Source organism: Streptomyces sp. NPDC001750, assembly GCF_042892615.1.
Lineage (GTDB): Bacteria > Actinomycetota > Actinomycetes > Streptomycetales > Streptomycetaceae > Streptomyces.
On record NZ_JBIAUE010000001.1, the window covers coordinates 624,686 to 639,231 of the forward strand.

16 protein-coding genes are annotated in these 14,546 nt (G+C 71.0%); 9 read left to right on the plus strand and 7 right to left on the minus strand.

The window, feature by feature from the left end; all coding sequences use genetic code 11:
* The first annotated feature begins 79 nt into the window (after positions 1-79).
* A complete protein-coding gene (locus ACFYY6_RS02805; protein WP_073785491.1) occupies positions 80-664 on the plus strand; it encodes a hypothetical protein in 585 nt (194 codons plus the stop codon).
* Between the two features lie 109 nt (positions 665-773).
* On the plus strand, positions 774-1,364 hold the full coding sequence (locus tag ACFYY6_RS02810) for a DUF1707 domain-containing protein (RefSeq protein WP_073785493.1): 591 nt from the start codon (positions 774-776) through the stop codon (positions 1,362-1,364).
* A 31-nt stretch (positions 1,365-1,395) separates the two neighbouring features.
* On the opposite strand, the gene ACFYY6_RS02815 is transcribed toward ACFYY6_RS02810, so the two are convergent.
* Together ACFYY6_RS02815 and ACFYY6_RS02820 are read right to left on the minus strand one after the other, a co-directional pair.
* Positions 1,396-1,812 (minus strand): Zn-ribbon domain-containing OB-fold protein, encoded by a 417-nt coding sequence (locus ACFYY6_RS02815; RefSeq protein WP_073785495.1) that lies wholly within the window; start codon positions 1,810-1,812, stop codon positions 1,396-1,398.
* Entirely contained in the window at positions 1,809-2,261 is a 453-nt protein-coding gene (locus ACFYY6_RS02820; protein ID WP_389191349.1) for a DoxX family protein, read from the minus strand. Before ACFYY6_RS02820 ends, ACFYY6_RS02815 begins: the two co-directional genes overlap by 4 nt.
* A 181-nt stretch (positions 2,262-2,442) precedes the next feature.
* On the opposite strand from ACFYY6_RS02820, the gene ACFYY6_RS02825 reads away from it, so the two are divergent.
* Positions 2,443-3,642 (plus strand): flavin-containing monooxygenase, encoded by a 1,200-nt coding sequence (locus tag ACFYY6_RS02825; RefSeq protein ID WP_389191352.1) that lies wholly within the window; start codon positions 2,443-2,445, stop codon positions 3,640-3,642.
* A 231-nt stretch (positions 3,643-3,873) separates the two neighbouring features.
* On the opposite strand, the gene ACFYY6_RS02830 is transcribed toward ACFYY6_RS02825, so the two are convergent.
* Positions 3,874-5,271, minus strand: a complete 1,398-nt coding sequence (locus ACFYY6_RS02830; protein WP_351519727.1) for a hypothetical protein — start codon at positions 5,269-5,271, stop codon at positions 3,874-3,876.
* A 234-nt stretch (positions 5,272-5,505) separates the two neighbouring features.
* Between ACFYY6_RS02830 and ACFYY6_RS02835 the strand changes: the two genes are divergently transcribed.
* On the plus strand, positions 5,506-7,734 hold the full coding sequence (locus ACFYY6_RS02835) for an acetate--CoA ligase family protein (RefSeq protein WP_351627031.1): 2,229 nt from the start codon (positions 5,506-5,508) through the stop codon (positions 7,732-7,734).
* 182 nt (positions 7,735-7,916) lie between these two features.
* Positions 7,917-8,840: an enoyl-CoA hydratase/isomerase family protein gene (locus ACFYY6_RS02840; RefSeq protein ID WP_389191355.1), complete on the plus strand. Its 924-nt coding sequence runs from the start codon at positions 7,917-7,919 to the stop codon at positions 8,838-8,840.
* A gap of 34 nt (positions 8,841-8,874) precedes the next feature.
* On the opposite strand, the gene ACFYY6_RS02845 is transcribed toward ACFYY6_RS02840, so the two are convergent.
* Positions 8,875-9,750 (minus strand): hypothetical protein, encoded by an 876-nt coding sequence (locus ACFYY6_RS02845; RefSeq protein ID WP_351627026.1) that lies wholly within the window; start codon positions 9,748-9,750, stop codon positions 8,875-8,877.
* Positions 9,751-10,126: 376 nt separating this feature from the next.
* Positions 10,127-10,585 (minus strand): ATP-binding protein, encoded by a 459-nt coding sequence (locus ACFYY6_RS02850; protein WP_351627023.1) that lies wholly within the window; start codon positions 10,583-10,585, stop codon positions 10,127-10,129.
* 167 nt (positions 10,586-10,752) lie between these two features.
* Between ACFYY6_RS02850 and ACFYY6_RS02855 the strand changes: the two genes are divergently transcribed.
* The 3 genes from ACFYY6_RS02855 (at position 10,753) to ACFYY6_RS02865 (ending at position 12,132) form a co-directional block, all read left to right on the plus strand.
* Positions 10,753-11,631, plus strand: a complete 879-nt coding sequence (locus ACFYY6_RS02855) for a helix-turn-helix transcriptional regulator (protein ID WP_351627105.1) — start codon at positions 10,753-10,755, stop codon at positions 11,629-11,631.
* On the plus strand, positions 11,628-11,837 hold the full coding sequence (locus tag ACFYY6_RS02860) for a DUF397 domain-containing protein (protein WP_351627020.1): 210 nt from the start codon (positions 11,628-11,630) through the stop codon (positions 11,835-11,837). The genes ACFYY6_RS02855 and ACFYY6_RS02860 overlap by 4 nt, the downstream gene beginning before the upstream one ends.
* 85 nt (positions 11,838-11,922) lie before the next feature.
* A complete protein-coding gene (locus ACFYY6_RS02865) occupies positions 11,923-12,132 on the plus strand; it encodes a DUF397 domain-containing protein (protein ID WP_386610172.1) in 210 nt (69 codons plus the stop codon).
* Positions 12,133-12,162: 30 nt separating this feature from the next.
* Here ACFYY6_RS02865 and ACFYY6_RS02870 read toward each other — a convergent pair whose 3' ends face one another.
* Positions 12,163-13,098, minus strand: coding sequence for a hypothetical protein (locus ACFYY6_RS02870; protein ID WP_351627014.1), 936 nt, complete (start codon positions 13,096-13,098; stop codon positions 12,163-12,165).
* A 213-nt stretch (positions 13,099-13,311) separates the two neighbouring features.
* Between ACFYY6_RS02870 and ACFYY6_RS02875 the strand changes: the two genes are divergently transcribed.
* Positions 13,312-13,995, plus strand: coding sequence for a flavin reductase family protein (locus ACFYY6_RS02875; RefSeq protein ID WP_389191476.1), 684 nt, complete (start codon positions 13,312-13,314; stop codon positions 13,993-13,995).
* A gap of 36 nt (positions 13,996-14,031) precedes the next feature.
* Here the strand turns inward: ACFYY6_RS02875 and ACFYY6_RS02880 are convergent, their stop codons facing one another.
* Positions 14,032-14,466, minus strand: coding sequence for a hypothetical protein (locus ACFYY6_RS02880; protein WP_351519753.1), 435 nt, complete (start codon positions 14,464-14,466; stop codon positions 14,032-14,034).
* Positions 14,467-14,546 lie beyond the last annotated feature (80 nt).

Sequence of the window (14,546 nt, forward strand, 5' to 3'; positions counted from 1 at the left end):
CCGGGCCCCCGCTCACCCGCGAGCCGGCCCCGCCCCGTCCACGACCCGCCAAGGACCAGAACCCCCGTAAGGAACGTTCATGGGTCTTCTCGACGCCATCCTGGGCCGCAGCAAACCGGTCCGCCCCGACCTCGATCAGCTCTTCGCCGTACCCTCCGCCGCCCTCACCCTCCAGGCGGGCGCCGGGTTCACGCCCACCGGCCTCGGCTCGGTCTGCTTCGCCGGCGTCGAGGGCGGCTCCTTCGCCCGTGTACAGCAGGACGTGCGCGAACTCCTCGACGCCGACACCGACCGCGGCGGCGTCCCGGTGGAGTTCAGCCAGGACGCGTACGGCTACACCTGGCTGCTCGCCCGCCAGTCCCCGGACGACGTGGCGTCCCTGGTCAACGATCTGCACGCGGTCAACACCCTGCTCCAGGACGGCGGCTTCGGCCCGCAGCTGCTCTGCTCGCTGATCGGCTTCCGCGACGACCACGATCGCCCGCTGGCCCTGGTCTACCTGTACAAACGCGGCACGTTCTACCCGTTCGCGCCCGCGCCCGGCGGCGTCGAGAAGCGTGACAACCAGCTGGAGCTGCAGATCAGGGCGGTACTCGGGGACGACCTGCGGATGGAGAAGGACCTGGCGCGGTGGTTCCCGGTGTGGGGGGCACCGGGCCTGTGAGGGAGACCTGGGGAGCTGCGGGGCGCGTGGCGAGCCGTTGAGGGATCGCCGGGTACGGGCGTGAACGCGACAGGCGCCTCACAACGCGCCCGTCCGTATCATCACTGCCATGACTGCTGAGCCCTCGCGTTCCGTCAAACCCCTGCGCGCTTCCGATGCCGACCGCGAGGCGGTGGTCGAACGGTTGCGGGAGGCGGCGGCCGAGGGACGCATCGATCTCGACGAACTGGACACCCGTCTCGGACTGGCCCTGTCCGCCAAGACCTGCGCGGAACTGGTACCCCTCACCGAGGACCTGGTGCCCGTCGCGGTGGCCGCGGGTGAGCCGCTGGTCCTCGACGGAGGCATGCACGGGGCGTCCCGCTCGGGACGCTGGAAGGTGCCCCCGGCGATACGCGCCCGGGCCGGCGCCGGCGGCGTCAGGATCGACTTCACCCTCGCCGACTGCCGGTGGCGTGAGATCGAACTGGACGTGCACGGGGGCATGGGGGGCGTGAAGATCGTCGTCCCGCAGGGCTGGGCCGTACAGGCCGACGAGCTGTCCCTCGGCCTCGGCGGACTGAAGGACAGGACCACGGGCGAGCGGGTTCCCGGTGCGCCGCTGCTCCGGCTGACGGGATCGTGCGGCATGGGGGGCGTGACCGTTCGCCACCCCAACTTCCGGGAACGCCGCAAGCTGCGCGACGCCGGGACGCGTTGAGACACCGGCACGCCGGGCATCGCATCGCGGCTCAGGGCCGGAAGACCGCAACGGCCTCCCGGCCCGGCTCCCGCCGGAACGTGACCCGCAGCGGCATACCGATCACCAGGTCCGGCTCCGCGCAGTCCACGATCTCCGTCATCATCCGCGGTCCCTCGGCCAGGTCGACCACGGCAGCGGTGTACGGGACCCGGGCGCCGAACGGCGGCAGGTCGTTGCGATGGACGACCGACCACGTGTACAGCGTGGCGTCCCCGCTGGCTCCCTCCCACACGACGTCCTCGCTCCAGCAGTACGGGCAGAACTCGCGCGGGTAGTGGTGGGCACGCCCACAGGCACCGCAGCGGCGCAGCAGCAGCCGCCCGCGGGCGGCGGCGTCCCAGTAGGGGCGGGTGAAGGCATCGGGTTCGGGAAGGTCGAAGCGCGGGGCGGGGCCGGTGGCGGTCACAGGAAGAGTCCGATCGCGTGGTCGAGGGACCAGGTCTGCCAGGACATCGCGAACAGCGCCACGAGCGAGATGAGCGCCATCATCGCGTTCTGTCCCTGCTCGGCCCAGTCGTGGATCATCAGCACCAGGTAGAGAAGGTTGAGGAGCAGCCCGCCGAGGAGGGCGACGGGGGTGAGGAATCCGGCGACCAGACCCAGCCCGAGGGCGAGTTCGGCGTACACGACGACGTAGGCCATCGCCCTGGGGCGGGGGGCGACGATCCGCCGGAAGCCGGTGCGTACGGCACCCCACCGGTGTTTCGCCGCCACGTCGGCGGCCCAGGCGATGCCCGTACCGCGTTCGAACCAGCCCTTCTTGTCCTTGTGCCGCCAGCTCTCCAGCCACCACAGCCCGAGGCCCACCCGGAGAACGGCCAGCCACTCGGCTCCGCCGAGCCAGATCGTCTGCATGAGCCCTCCCACCCAAAGAATCTGACGGTACGTCAGTTCACCTGATGTCGGCGGCGGGCACAAGACGCAGGCCCCCACGAGCGATTGATTCCCGTGATCGATTCGGCCTGTGACCGATTCGCAATCGATTCCGGGCTTGACCGAGACCCATCAATCAACTTCGCGATTACGCTCCAGAACCATGTCGCACACCGCCCCCGCCGCGGCTGGTTCCGCCCCGGCCCTCAACGACCGCACCGAGGACCGGCCCGTGTACGTCATCGGCGGTGGTCCGGGCGGTCTGGCCGCCGCCGCGGCCCTGCGCGAACGCGGTGTGCGGGCGGTGGTGCTGGAGAAGTCCGGCGACGTCGGGGCGTCCTGGCGCGGCCACTACGACCGGCTGCGCCTGCACACCACCCGCCGCCGGTCCGCGCTGCCGGGCCTGGCGATGCCGCGCCGCTTCGGGCGCTGGGTGGCCCGGGACGACATGGTGCGCTACCTGGAGAAGTACGCCGAGCACCACGAGTTGGAGGTGGCGACGGGCGTCGAGGTCTCCCGCGTCGACCGGGCCCCGGACGGCTCCGACTGGCAGCTGGCCGCGAGCGGCGGCCGGATGCTGACCGGACGCGCGGTCGTGGTCGCCACCGGCTTCAACCACACCCCGCGCGTCCCCGACTGGCCGGGGCGCGACACCTTCACCGGCACGTTCGCGCATGCCTCCGAGTACCGCGGCGCCGCACCCTACGCGGGTCGGGACGTCCTCGTCGTCGGCATCGGCAACACGGGCGCCGAGATCGCCGTGGACCTGGTGGAGGGCGGGGCGTCACGGGTGCGGATCGCGGTGCGCACGGCGCCGCACATCGTGCGCCGCTCGACGCTCGGCTGGCCCTCCCAGGCGACGGCCGTCCTGGTGCGCAGGCTGCCGGTGTGGCTGGTGGACCCGGCCGCGCGCCTGATGAGCCGACTGGCGGTGCCCGACCTCGGCGCGTACGGGCTGCCGCGTCCGGACACCGGGCTGTACTCACGGGTCCGGGAGGGCGCCATTCCGGTGCAGGACGTGGGGCTGATAGCCGCGGTGAAGCGCGGCCGGGTGGTGCCGGTGGCGGCCGTCGAGTCGTTCGACGGGGACGCGGTGGTGCTGGCCGACGGGAACCGGATCACTCCGGACGCGGTGATCGCGGCGACCGGCTACCGGCGGTCCCTGGAGGGGTTGGTCGGCCACCTCGGCGTGCTGGACGCCCGGGGCCGCCCGGTGGTGCGCGGCGGCCGTACGCCCAAGCAGGCTCCCGGCCTGTACTTCACCGGGTTCACCAACCCGATCAGCGGCATGCTGCGCGAAATGGCCCTGGACGCACCGAAGATCGCGAAGAAGATCGCCCGGAGGACGGCCCGCGCCCGCTGACCGCCCGCCCACCGGGCCCGTGGCGGTACCAACGAAGAGGCGGTACGCACGAAGGGGCGGGCGCCCAACGGTACGCACGGGCCGAGCCCGCAGCGGTACGCGCGCGGGGCGCGGCCGGTCTGGTGCCCGGCCGCGCCCCGCGCGGTGAACTCCCCTACCGGGCCCCGGAGATGCCAGGCACCGACGCGGCGGTGACAGGCCTCCGGGGGCCGCGGTTCGGTGGGGTGTGCGTCAGGCCCCGGAGGTGGCGTTCACCACGACCTGGGCGGTGTTGTTCCCGGGGTTCGGGTCGAACGGGAAGGGCTCGCTGCCGAAGCTGGGCCGAAGCACAACCGAACCGGTGGCGTCGGGAACGACCCGGTCGATGCGCAGCTTGAACGAGAAGGCGTGCGCCGTGTCCGGCAGGCTCCAGTACGGCAGCTTGCACACGTAACGCGGCGCGCCAGCGCTGCTCGGCCAGGAGTCGACGCCGTCCAGGGAGCGCGCCACGCACTCCTCGGGCACGGAGGTGACGGTGACGCCCTCGGGGACGGTGAAGTCGACCCGGGCCACGGGGTCGCCGGAGACGGGGTAGGCGATCCAGGCCGGGCCGTTGTTGCGGAATCCGAGTTCGGCGGTCACGGTCTCACCGGCGACGCCCGCGACGCGGGCACCCCGCGCCTCGAAGTCGGCGGTGTTCACCGCGCCGAGGGAGGCGATGGTGTAGTTGTCCTCCTCCGCCAGGTCGGTGGCCCCGTTGCCGGGCTCGACGCTGATGTCGAGGCGCTCGGCGTACGCGTGCGGGGCCAGGGCCACCCGCATCGGCTCGGGCAGCGCGAAGGACTCACCCGGTTCGAGGACCTCGTCGAACGTACAGGCGACCTCGGTCATCGGGGCGTAGTCGTCACCGCCGATGGTCCGGTACGCGCACTCGGGGTACCGGGTGACGAGATCGAGCCCGTACGAGGCGACCAGCCTGGCGGTGAAGCCCTCGGAAGGTCCGTCGCCCTTGTTGGTGAGCGTGAACGGCACGGTGTGCGTGCTGCCCGGCTGGGCGCCCTTCACCGGTGCGACGTTCCCGAGAGACAGGTCCGGCCCGCCGGCGACGGTGAGCGTGGTGTCGAACGAGTCGAGCGGGGCCTCCAGGCTGCCGGTGGGCCCACCGGTGGCGACGGCCGCGTAGGTGATCCGGCCGTGCGCCCCGGCCGCCGCGCCTTCGGCGGCCCGCACGGTGAGGTGGACCTGCGGGCTGTAGGCGTCACCGACGACCGGAACCTCGGGGACACCGCACACGGCCGTCGTCCCGCTCGGGGTGCAGTTGTCGGGCCAGGTCACCTCGGCCACTCCGGCGATGCCGGAGATGTCGACCGTGAGCCGGCCGTCCGTGACGGCGAAGTTGTCGTTGTCGTGGGAGAGCCCGATGTCCAGCGAACGGCTCTGCGGCTCGCCGTCGGAACCACCACCGAGCGGCAGGGTCTGTTCGATGGGCGCGTTGATCCACAACTGGTCGGTCTGGCCGGCCGGCTCGTCGGCGGACGCGGGTACCGCGGCTCCGACGGCGAGCAGTCCGGCGGTCAGCAGGCCGGTGGCCGCTGCGGCGGCGGTACGGGCCCCGAGGCGCGTGGTGCGCCGGGCGACGTCAGATCTCATTCTCTCCCCCAAGGGTGGGCCGTGGACGGCGAGTGCGGCCGATGAAAACCGGCCTGCACATTGGACGTTCAAGATCACAAGGAGGTTGTACGCATTGCCTGCACGCGTCGCCCGCACGTATTGCCTGCACACCCATTCCTGACGAGCCGTCAGTTCAGTAACCTGACAGCGTGTCAGCTATTGGCTGGCCGGAAGCAGGCACCCGACGGACTTCGAGCAGGAGCGGGCGGAACGATGCTTGGATCGACTCACGGCACCCTCACCACCGACTTCCGCGCCCGGGTGGTGGCCTGCGGCGAGGAACCGCACGCCACCGTCCGCTGCATGGCGACCGCCGCCGCGGAGGGCGATCTCGATGTCAGCGGCCGACCGCTGCACGCGTCCGTGCCGGACCTGGACCGGTTCTTCCGGCCCGAGTCCGTGGCCGTCGTCGGCGCCTCCGACGCTGAGGGACGCCCCAACACGGGGATCACCCGACAGCTGATCGCCTGGGCCGAACGGGTCGGCGCCCGGCTGCATCCCGTCCACCCCACCCGCGGGACCGTGTTCGGACGGCCCTGCTTCCCGTCCGTCGCGGATCTGCCGGAGCAGGTCGACCTGGCCGTGCTGCTGGTCGGCGATCCGCTCCCCGTGATCGAGGAACTCGCCCGGGCCAAAGTGAGGTTCGCGGTCGCCTTCGCCTCCGGATTCGCCGAGACCGGCGAGGAGGGCGCCGCCGCCCAGGCACGACTGGCCGAGGCGGTCGAGCGGTCCGGGCTGCGGCTGCTCGGGCCGAACACCAACCTCAACGCCTTCGAGAAGTTCCGGGACGACCTGGACGGGCCGGCGATCGCCCTGATCACCCAGTCGGGTCACCAGGGGCGCCCCGTGTACACCCTTCAGGAGCTGGGGGTGCGGCTCTCGCACTGGGCTCCCACGGGCAACGAGGCGGATCTGGAGACCGCCGACTTCATCTCGTACTTCTCACAGCGCCCGGAGGTCGGGGCCATCGCCTGCTACGTGGAGGGGCTCAAGGACGGGCGCTCCTTTCTGCTGGCCGCGGACCGGGCCGCACGGGCCGGGGTGCCGGTGGTGGCGGTCAAGGTGGGGCGTACGGAGACGGGGGCCAGGACGGCCGCCTCGCACACCGGCAAACTGACCGGCGCGGACGAGGTGGTGGACGCGGCGATGCGGCAGTTCGGCGTGATCCGGGTGGACGGGCTCGACGAGCTCCAGGACACGGCCGCACTGCTGGCCCGGGCCCGCAAGCCGCTGGCCGACGGAGTCGTCGTGTATTCGATCTCCGGTGGCACGGGCGCGCACTTCTCGGACCTGGCGACCGGCGCGGGACTGAACCTCCCCACCCTGTCCGAGGAGAAGCAGCGCGAGCTGCACCAGTGGATACCCGGCTATCTGAACGTCGCGAACCCGGTCGACAACGGCGGGCACCCGGTCGGCGACTGGCGGGGCCGGAAGATCATCGACGCGATCCTCGCCGACCCGGACGTAGGGGTCCTGATCTGTCCGATCACCGGCCCCTTCCCGCCGATGAGCGACAAACTCGCGCAGGACCTGGTGGACGCGGCGGAGGCCACGGACAAGCTGGTCTGCGTGGTGTGGGGCTCGCCCGTCGGCACCGAGGACGCGTACCGCACGACGCTGCTCGGGTCCTCCCGCGTCGCCACGTTCCGTACGTTCCGCAACTGCGTCACCGCCGTGAAGGCGTATCTGGACCACCACCGGTTCACCACCCGCTACCGCTCCCCCTTCGACGAGGCGCCGCGCACGCCGTCGCCGTCCTTCCGCAAGGCACAGGGACTGCTGCGCGCGGGCAACCAGCTGAGCGAGCACGCGGCGAAGCAGCTGCTGCGGGCGTACGGGATCCGGGTGCCGCGCGAGCAACTGGTGACCAGCGCGGCGGCGGCCGTCCGAGCGGCGGGGCTGGTCGGCTACCCGGTCGTCATGAAGGCGTCGGGGGCCCAGCTCACCCACAAGACGGAACTGGGCCTCGTCAAGGTCGGACTGACCTCCGCCAGTCAGGTGCGCGACGCGTACCGCGAGCTGACCGACATCGCGCGGTACGAGGGCATCGACCTGGACGGCATCCTGGTCTGCCAGATGATCGAGCGGGGCGTCGAGATGATGGTCGGCGTCACGCAGGACCCGCTGTTCGGACCGACGGTCACGGTCGGGCTGGGCGGCGTGCTCGTCGAGGTGCTGCACGACGCGGCCGTACGGGTGCCACCGTTCGGCGAGGACCAGGCCAGGTCGATGCTCGGCGAACTGCGCGGCCGGGCCCTGCTGGAAGGGGTGCGCGGCGGCCCGCCGGCGGACGTGGACGCGCTCGTGGAGGTCGTGCTGCGGGTGCAGCGGATGGCGCTGGAACTGGGTGACGACCTCGCCGAACTGGACATCAACCCGCTGATGGTGCTGGGGCGGGGCCAGGGCGCGGTGGCACTGGACGCGCTGGCCGTCTGCCGCTGACGGGTGGCGGGACCGAAACCCTCGTCGGGCCGCCCGAACCGACTGAACGCGTCGGGCCAACGGAACACATCGGCCCCACAGGACACCTCGGTCCCGCCGAACCGCCCCGCCGCAACCACCCGGTCCACCGTTCCGCCCCGGGCCGCCGCGCACGACCCCACCACCTGCCAAGGAGCTGCCTCATGCCGTCCTCCCCCGAAGACACCGCCGAGCACACCGAACGTGATCAGCGCACCGAGCACGCCGAGGACGCCGAACGAACCGGTCCGACCTCGCCGGCCGACCCGCTCGATTCATTGGTACTCCACACCACTGACAACGGCGTCTCGTGGATCACGCTCAACCGCCCCGAGGCGATGAACGCCGTCACCTGGGACCAGCGGGAACGCGTCATCGCCCTGCTCGCCGACGCCTCCGCCGACCCTGCGGTCCGGGCGGTCGTCCTCACGGCCACCGGCCGCGGCTTCTGCGCGGGCGCCGACCTGCGCGGCTCCCCGGCGACGGGCTCCTCCACCCCGGGCGCCCGCGCGCCCGGCGACCGGATTCCGGGGGACGTGGCCCGTACGATCCGGCTCGGCGCGCAGCGCCTGATCGCCGCGGTCCTGGACTGCGAGAAGCCGGTGATCGCGGCGGTCAACGGCACGGCGGCGGGCATCGGCGCCCATCTCGCGTTCGCCTGCGATCTGGTGCTGGCCGCCGAGTCCGCGAAGTTCATCGAGGTGTTCGTCCGCCGCGGGCTCGTACCGGACGGCGGCGGCGCATATCTGCTGCCGCGCCTGATCGGACCGCAGCGGACCAAGGAGCTGATGTTCTTCGGCGATTCACTCCCGGCGACCGACGCCGAACGCCTGGGCCTGGTCAATCGGGTCGTACCCGACGGGGAGCTGGCGGCGACGGCCCGCGCCTGGGCCGAACGGCTGGCCGAGGGCCCGACCCGGTCCATCGCCCTCACGAAACAGCTGGTGAACGTCTCACTGGAGTCCGACCGGGCGACGGCCTTCGTGGCGGAGGCCATGGCACAGGAGATCAACATGACCACGCACGACGCCAACGAGGGCGTGGCCGGCTTCGTGGAACGGCGGGCGCCGAAGTACCGGGGGCGGTAAGGACCCCGGGGTCCGGCGCCAATCCTGCGGCTGGCTACTCTCCGGCGAAGATGTCCTCAACGATGGAGGCGTTCGGGGCCCGCAGCAGCCAACGGCTCAGCGTCTCGACGTCCCCGCAGCCCAGGATCCGCACACGCGCCTCGTCCGAGACCTCCACACCGGCCTGCCCCAGCAGAAGCAGCACACTCCGCGCGATGCCCTCGGCACGACCCTCGTCCCGGAGCTCCTCCGAAAGGGCCGACTTGTAGAACGAAAGATCCACGGCCACCAGGTTCCTCCACTGTTGTGCGGCCGGACGATTGCCCAGGCCCTGTGCGGTGAGTTCGACGATGGGGTCAGCGATGGTTTCCGGCACATCCCGCAGAGCGGTCGACAGCGTTTTCAGCATGGTACCGATGTCCGGATCGCCCGCATGCGTGATCACTGCCAGGGTGGCCAGCGCCAGGTCCTTCCGGGCCTCGGCCACGTCCTTGATCACGGGCATGTTGTGCGGGCCCGCGACGAGCGGGCGCAGGGTGAGTACGGGCGCCTGCGGGTGCCCGACGGAGCACGGCTGAGCGGCCCATTCAGCGGTGGCCCGGTCCTGGCAGACGACCAGCAGCATGGGCGGCAGTTTGTACTTGGCCTGCAAGTAGGACAGGTAGTACATCCAGCTCACTGGCTTCTCCGGGTCCTTCTTCCCTTGAGCCTCGATCGCCAGGAGGTACGACTGGTCGTCGCCCTCCAGGTCGATCCGCAGCAGGGTGTCCACCCGGCGTTCGAGTGGCTTGTTCTCGGTGAGGTCCGTGGGCATGACGGTGGCCGAGGCCAGTGAGCCGATGGAGATCCCCAGCACCTCGGAAACACGGGAGAAGAGCCCCGGGTGCTCCTGGAAGATGCGGTGCATCGCCTCGTGGGACGAGCTGACCATACGGATTCCTTGGAGTTGCTTGAAACGATCGGAGGGCGTGGCCCGGTAGAGGCGCACAGGTCACCGACGACTTGCGTCTATGTGTTGGGCGGAGAGAAACGGCGAGTGACGGCCCGCCGGAGGTACGTCGCGGACGGTCCCGAGCCACTGGCTCCCGGAAAGCGGTGTTGCGGCCTTTTGAGGACGTCACGCCTCTGAAGGTGTTCGCTCGGCGAGCATATGCCCGACAACCGGGCTTATTTCCAGTTCAGTTGGTCTGGGTCAGCCGAGTGTGCGACGGGACGGCGAGAGCGTGATCGCACGGATATTCGTTCATGCACCCCTCGGCGGTCGGAGGACCAGGCCGGCCGATCCCGGTAGCGGTGACCGGCCCCGGTCACGGCGCGGGGGCGAGGTCGAGATCGAGTTCGGCCCAGACGGTCTTGCAGGGCAAGGGCCCCGGGCTGACGCCCCAACGGTCCGCCAGCGCCTCGACGATCAGCAGCCCGCGCCCGGACTCGCGGTCGGCGTCCGGGACCAGCGTGTGCCCCGGCTCGGGCGGCAGGCACTCGCCACGCGCGTCGCTCACCTCGACGCGCAACACCGCGCCACCGCCGTACAGGGCGAGCCCTAGCCGGAAGTCCCTCCCGTGCACCCGCCCATGGGCCATGGCGTTGGCCGCCAGCTCGGCCACGATCTGGGCTGCGGCCTCCACCCGTGACGTGACTCCCCACTCGTCCAGCTGCGTCGTGGCGAGCAGTCGGGCCAGCCGGGCACCTCGGCGGGTGGACGAGAGCAGCACGGCGAACCCGCGGACAGCGCCGCTGTGTTGAGGGAGGGTGATTTCTTGTTTCACAGCACTCAGCCTCGCCGCACCGCCCTACGCTGACCAGTGATCAGACGAATGCGTACGGTAACTGTCCGCTGCTTGTCCGGAGCTGTCGGAGCTGTCCGGAGTGGACGTACGGACAGACACGGCCGTCGCGATGACGACGACAGGAGGCCATGGTGGAGGTGGCGCGGATGCGGGTGGATGCGGACGGCACGGAACAGTCCGGGACCGATACGGACGAGCCCGGTTGGGAGGTCGATCCCGACGACGAGTCTGGCGCGGCGGTCGTCGCCACGGTGGGGCGACAGTTGAAGCTGCGCCGAGAGGCCGCAGGGATGCGGGCGGCCGAATTCGGCCTCGCGATCGGGTACGGCGAGGACCAGGTCTACAAGGTCGAGGCGGGCAAACGGATTCCGCGCCCGGAGTATCTGGACAAGGCCGACAGGACCTTGAGGGCAGGCGGGCTGATCTCCGCCATGAAGGCGGACGTGGCGGAGGTCCGGTACCCGAAGAAGATCCGGGATCTGGCTCGGATGGAGGCAAGGGCGGTGGAGCTGCTGTCCTATGGCAGCCATAACGTGCACGGGCTGCTCCAGACCGAGGAGTGCGCCCGAGCGCTTCTCAAAACCATGCGTCCCGCCCTGTCGGACAACGAGGTGGAACGTGGAGTGGCGGCGCGCATGGCCAGGCAGTCCATCTTCGACCGCTCGCCCGCACCCGAGCTGAGCTTTGTCCAGGAAGAGTCGACGCTCCGGCGACCTACCGGGGGCAAGATGGTCCAGCGCAGGCAGTTGGAACACCTCTTGAAAGTCGGAGAGTTGCGCAATGTGGAGATCCAGGTGATGCCGACCGCCCATTGGAATCACCCTGGGACAAGTGGGCGGATCCGGGTGCTGAAGTTCGGCGACGGCACCGCAGTTGGGCGCGCCGATGACGAGTTCGGGGGGCGTCCCGTCTCCAGCCCGAAACAGCTAAGGATCCTCGAACTGCGCTATGGCATCATCCGAGCGGAGGCTCTCAGCGCGCGGGAGTCGCTGACTTTCATCAAGCGAATGCTGGAGGAAACATGATCCGGAACGCCTCTGCCGGAAACGGCTCCGAGCTGGCGTGGTTCAAGAGCAGCTACAGCGACAGCAGCAACCCCAATGACTGCGTCGAGGTCGCCACTACCCCCCACACCGTCCACGTCCGTGACTCCAAGAACGCCCCGGGCCCGCTGTTCACCGTCGCCCCCGGCGCCTGGAACGACTTCGTGACGTACGCTGCCAAGCTCTGATCAGCGCGACACCGCGCCTCGCCCTCCCACCGAGGGCGAGGCGGATCACCAAACCGACCTGTACCAACGAGTGCTGGAGGAACACGTGATCCAGAATGCCTCTGCTGGGAATGCCTCCGAGCCGACATGGTTCAAGAGCAGCCACAGCGACAGCAGTAGCGGAAATGACTGCGTCGAAGTCGCCACCACCCCCCACACCATCCACGTCCGCGACTCCAAGAACGCGGACGGCCCCCACCTCTCCCTCGCCCCCACCACCTGGGCGGACTTCCTGGTGTACGCCGCCGGCGGCTGACCGGTCGGGCGGCGAGTGATCACCGGGCGATCAGCGCGGGGCCAGCGTGTACCAGTGCGGTGAATCCGCGTCCCCGTACTCATAGTTGAGCTCGATCCGATCCGGGGTACCGCCGACCCGCCACCCGCCGGTTGCATCGTAGTCGGGACAGCCACCGATTTGGAGCCGCACGCGCTGCCCCCAGGTCGTGGAGTCACCGGCTTCGTAGCTCCATGTGCCCCGCCCCGAGCAACGGTGCTTCGCGGGGGCCGACTTCGCCGGGTCCGGCCACGCCTCCTCGGGGTCGGTCAGCGCTTCGGCGTGTGCCGTGCCGTCGGCGGCCAGGCGCAACGTGCCGCCCCCGCCGTCGGTCCAGGTCCCGGCCAGTTGGGCGGCGTCGACCTTCGGCGGGCGGTACTCCGTGACCAGTCCGGTGCCGTACAGGCCCGCGCCGATTCCGTACACGGCCACGACGGCCACCACGCACCAGCCGGCCACTCCTCTCAACCGGCGGCGCCGCAGCACGACCTCGCGGGCCACCAGCGCGGTGCCCGTCAGCAGCGCCGCGCCCACCGGCCAGCACAGGAGCAGCGTGCCCGGAGCCAGGTGCAGGGCGATACCGGCTACGGCGGTGCCCACCGCGGCCGGGACCAGCGCGGCCACCGGGACCCACCACCACACCTCGCGGCCGGTGAACCGGACGCTCGCCCAACGCGCCGCCGCAACGGTCGGAAGCACCACCAGCAGGCTCGCCACCAGGAAGAACGGGACTCCGAAGCAGAGCAGGAACGGCACCATGAGCAGTGCGACTCCGGGGTCGTCCGACGGGGCGGGAGCCGGAAAGGCCAGGCCGACGAACCCCGCGATCTCCACACCCATCATGACCATCACAAGCTGGGCGATCACGCTCGCCCCGATCGGCCGACCGCTCCACATCGTCCATGCCGTAGCGGCCTGCCTCGTGCCTCCCGCGATACGCGTCGACACGCGTTCCCCTTCCCCGGGCGCCCGTGCCGCCGTACTCGCCCCCCCCCGGCCACTCCCCAGGCAGGACGGAACCGGCTCCGGGCGCGGCTTGAAGCTTCTCCGAAGCCTCTCCGGAACGAGAGTAGTCCTGCCGTCCCACCCGGATTCGTCGCCCCGACTCTTCCGATCTGACGCCTCGTCAGTTTCAATGGGAGTGTGATGGGACACGCAGGAATGGCCGCCACCGCCGTCCGGTACCTCAGGTCCGTCGGCGCCGCCACCAGTACCGGGCCGGCGCCGGTCGATCCGCTGCCGCGCCCGGATCTGCGGGCGGTCGCGGAGGACGAACGGGCCCCCGTCGACCCGGCCGAATTCCGACGCGTACTGGGGCACTTCGCCAGCGGGGTCACGATCGTCACCGCACACGACCCGGGCGACGGCGACGGCGCCCCGGAGGGTGCCGCGGGCTTCGCTTGCCAGTCGTTCGCGTCGCTCTCCCTCGATCCGCCCCTGGTCGCGTTCATGGTCGCCCGTACGTCGACGACCTGGCCGCGCATCGCGCGCGCCGGGGCGTTCTGCGTGAACGTGCTCGGGGCGGACCAGGAGGCGTTGTGCCGGAGCTTCGCGGTGAGCGGGGCCGACAAGTTCGCGGGGGTGGCGTACGAGGCGGCCCCGGTGACCGGGTCACCGCTACTGGGCGGCGTGCCGGCCTGGATCGACTGCCGCGTCCACGCCGTCCACACCGGGGGCGACCATCTGATCGTGGTGGGCCGGGTGGAGGCCCTGGGGGCCTCGGGAACGGCGGACTCGGTGGACGGGGACGGGGACGGCGACGGCGACGGGGACGGTCCGTTGCTGTTCCACCGGGGGCGGTTCGGGCGGTTCGAGCCGTTCAGCCGACGGGGGTCGTCCCGGTGAACGCGCGGACGTCGTTGTGGAGGCGGGCCTGCGGGCTCAGGCGAGAGCGGGATCACCGAGGTCGAGGGTCAGGCAGTTCCCCCAGTCGTTGGTGAAGACGGCGGTCGATCCCTCGTGGCGCACCCCCACGAAGGGGTTGGAGTTCCACATCACGGCCACCCACCGCAGGGAGTGGTCGCTGCCGAGACGGGCGAGGTAGCCGACGTTTCCCATCCCGCTGCCGCCGCCGCACATCCATCCCGTTCCGCCCGGCAGCGGGCTCTCGAAGTGGGGGTCCGCCTCGGTGGTACCGCTCTCCTCGATGAGCCGGGCCACGTCGACCGGCCCTCCGAGGCGGAAGGGGATCGGCTGGCCGGCGTCCGGGTGGTAGACCCCGGGCCCCTCCACATGCACCTCCAGGCCGGTGTCGTCCGGCCGGTACAGCGCGTCGCCGTACGGCATCTCTCCGGCCGCCCACAGCCGCACGACCATTCCCACAGCCCCACCTCGCCGATGTCGTGGTCCCGTGCACACGGCAGGAGTCCGTTGCGACCCCCGACGGCGCGTCGAGT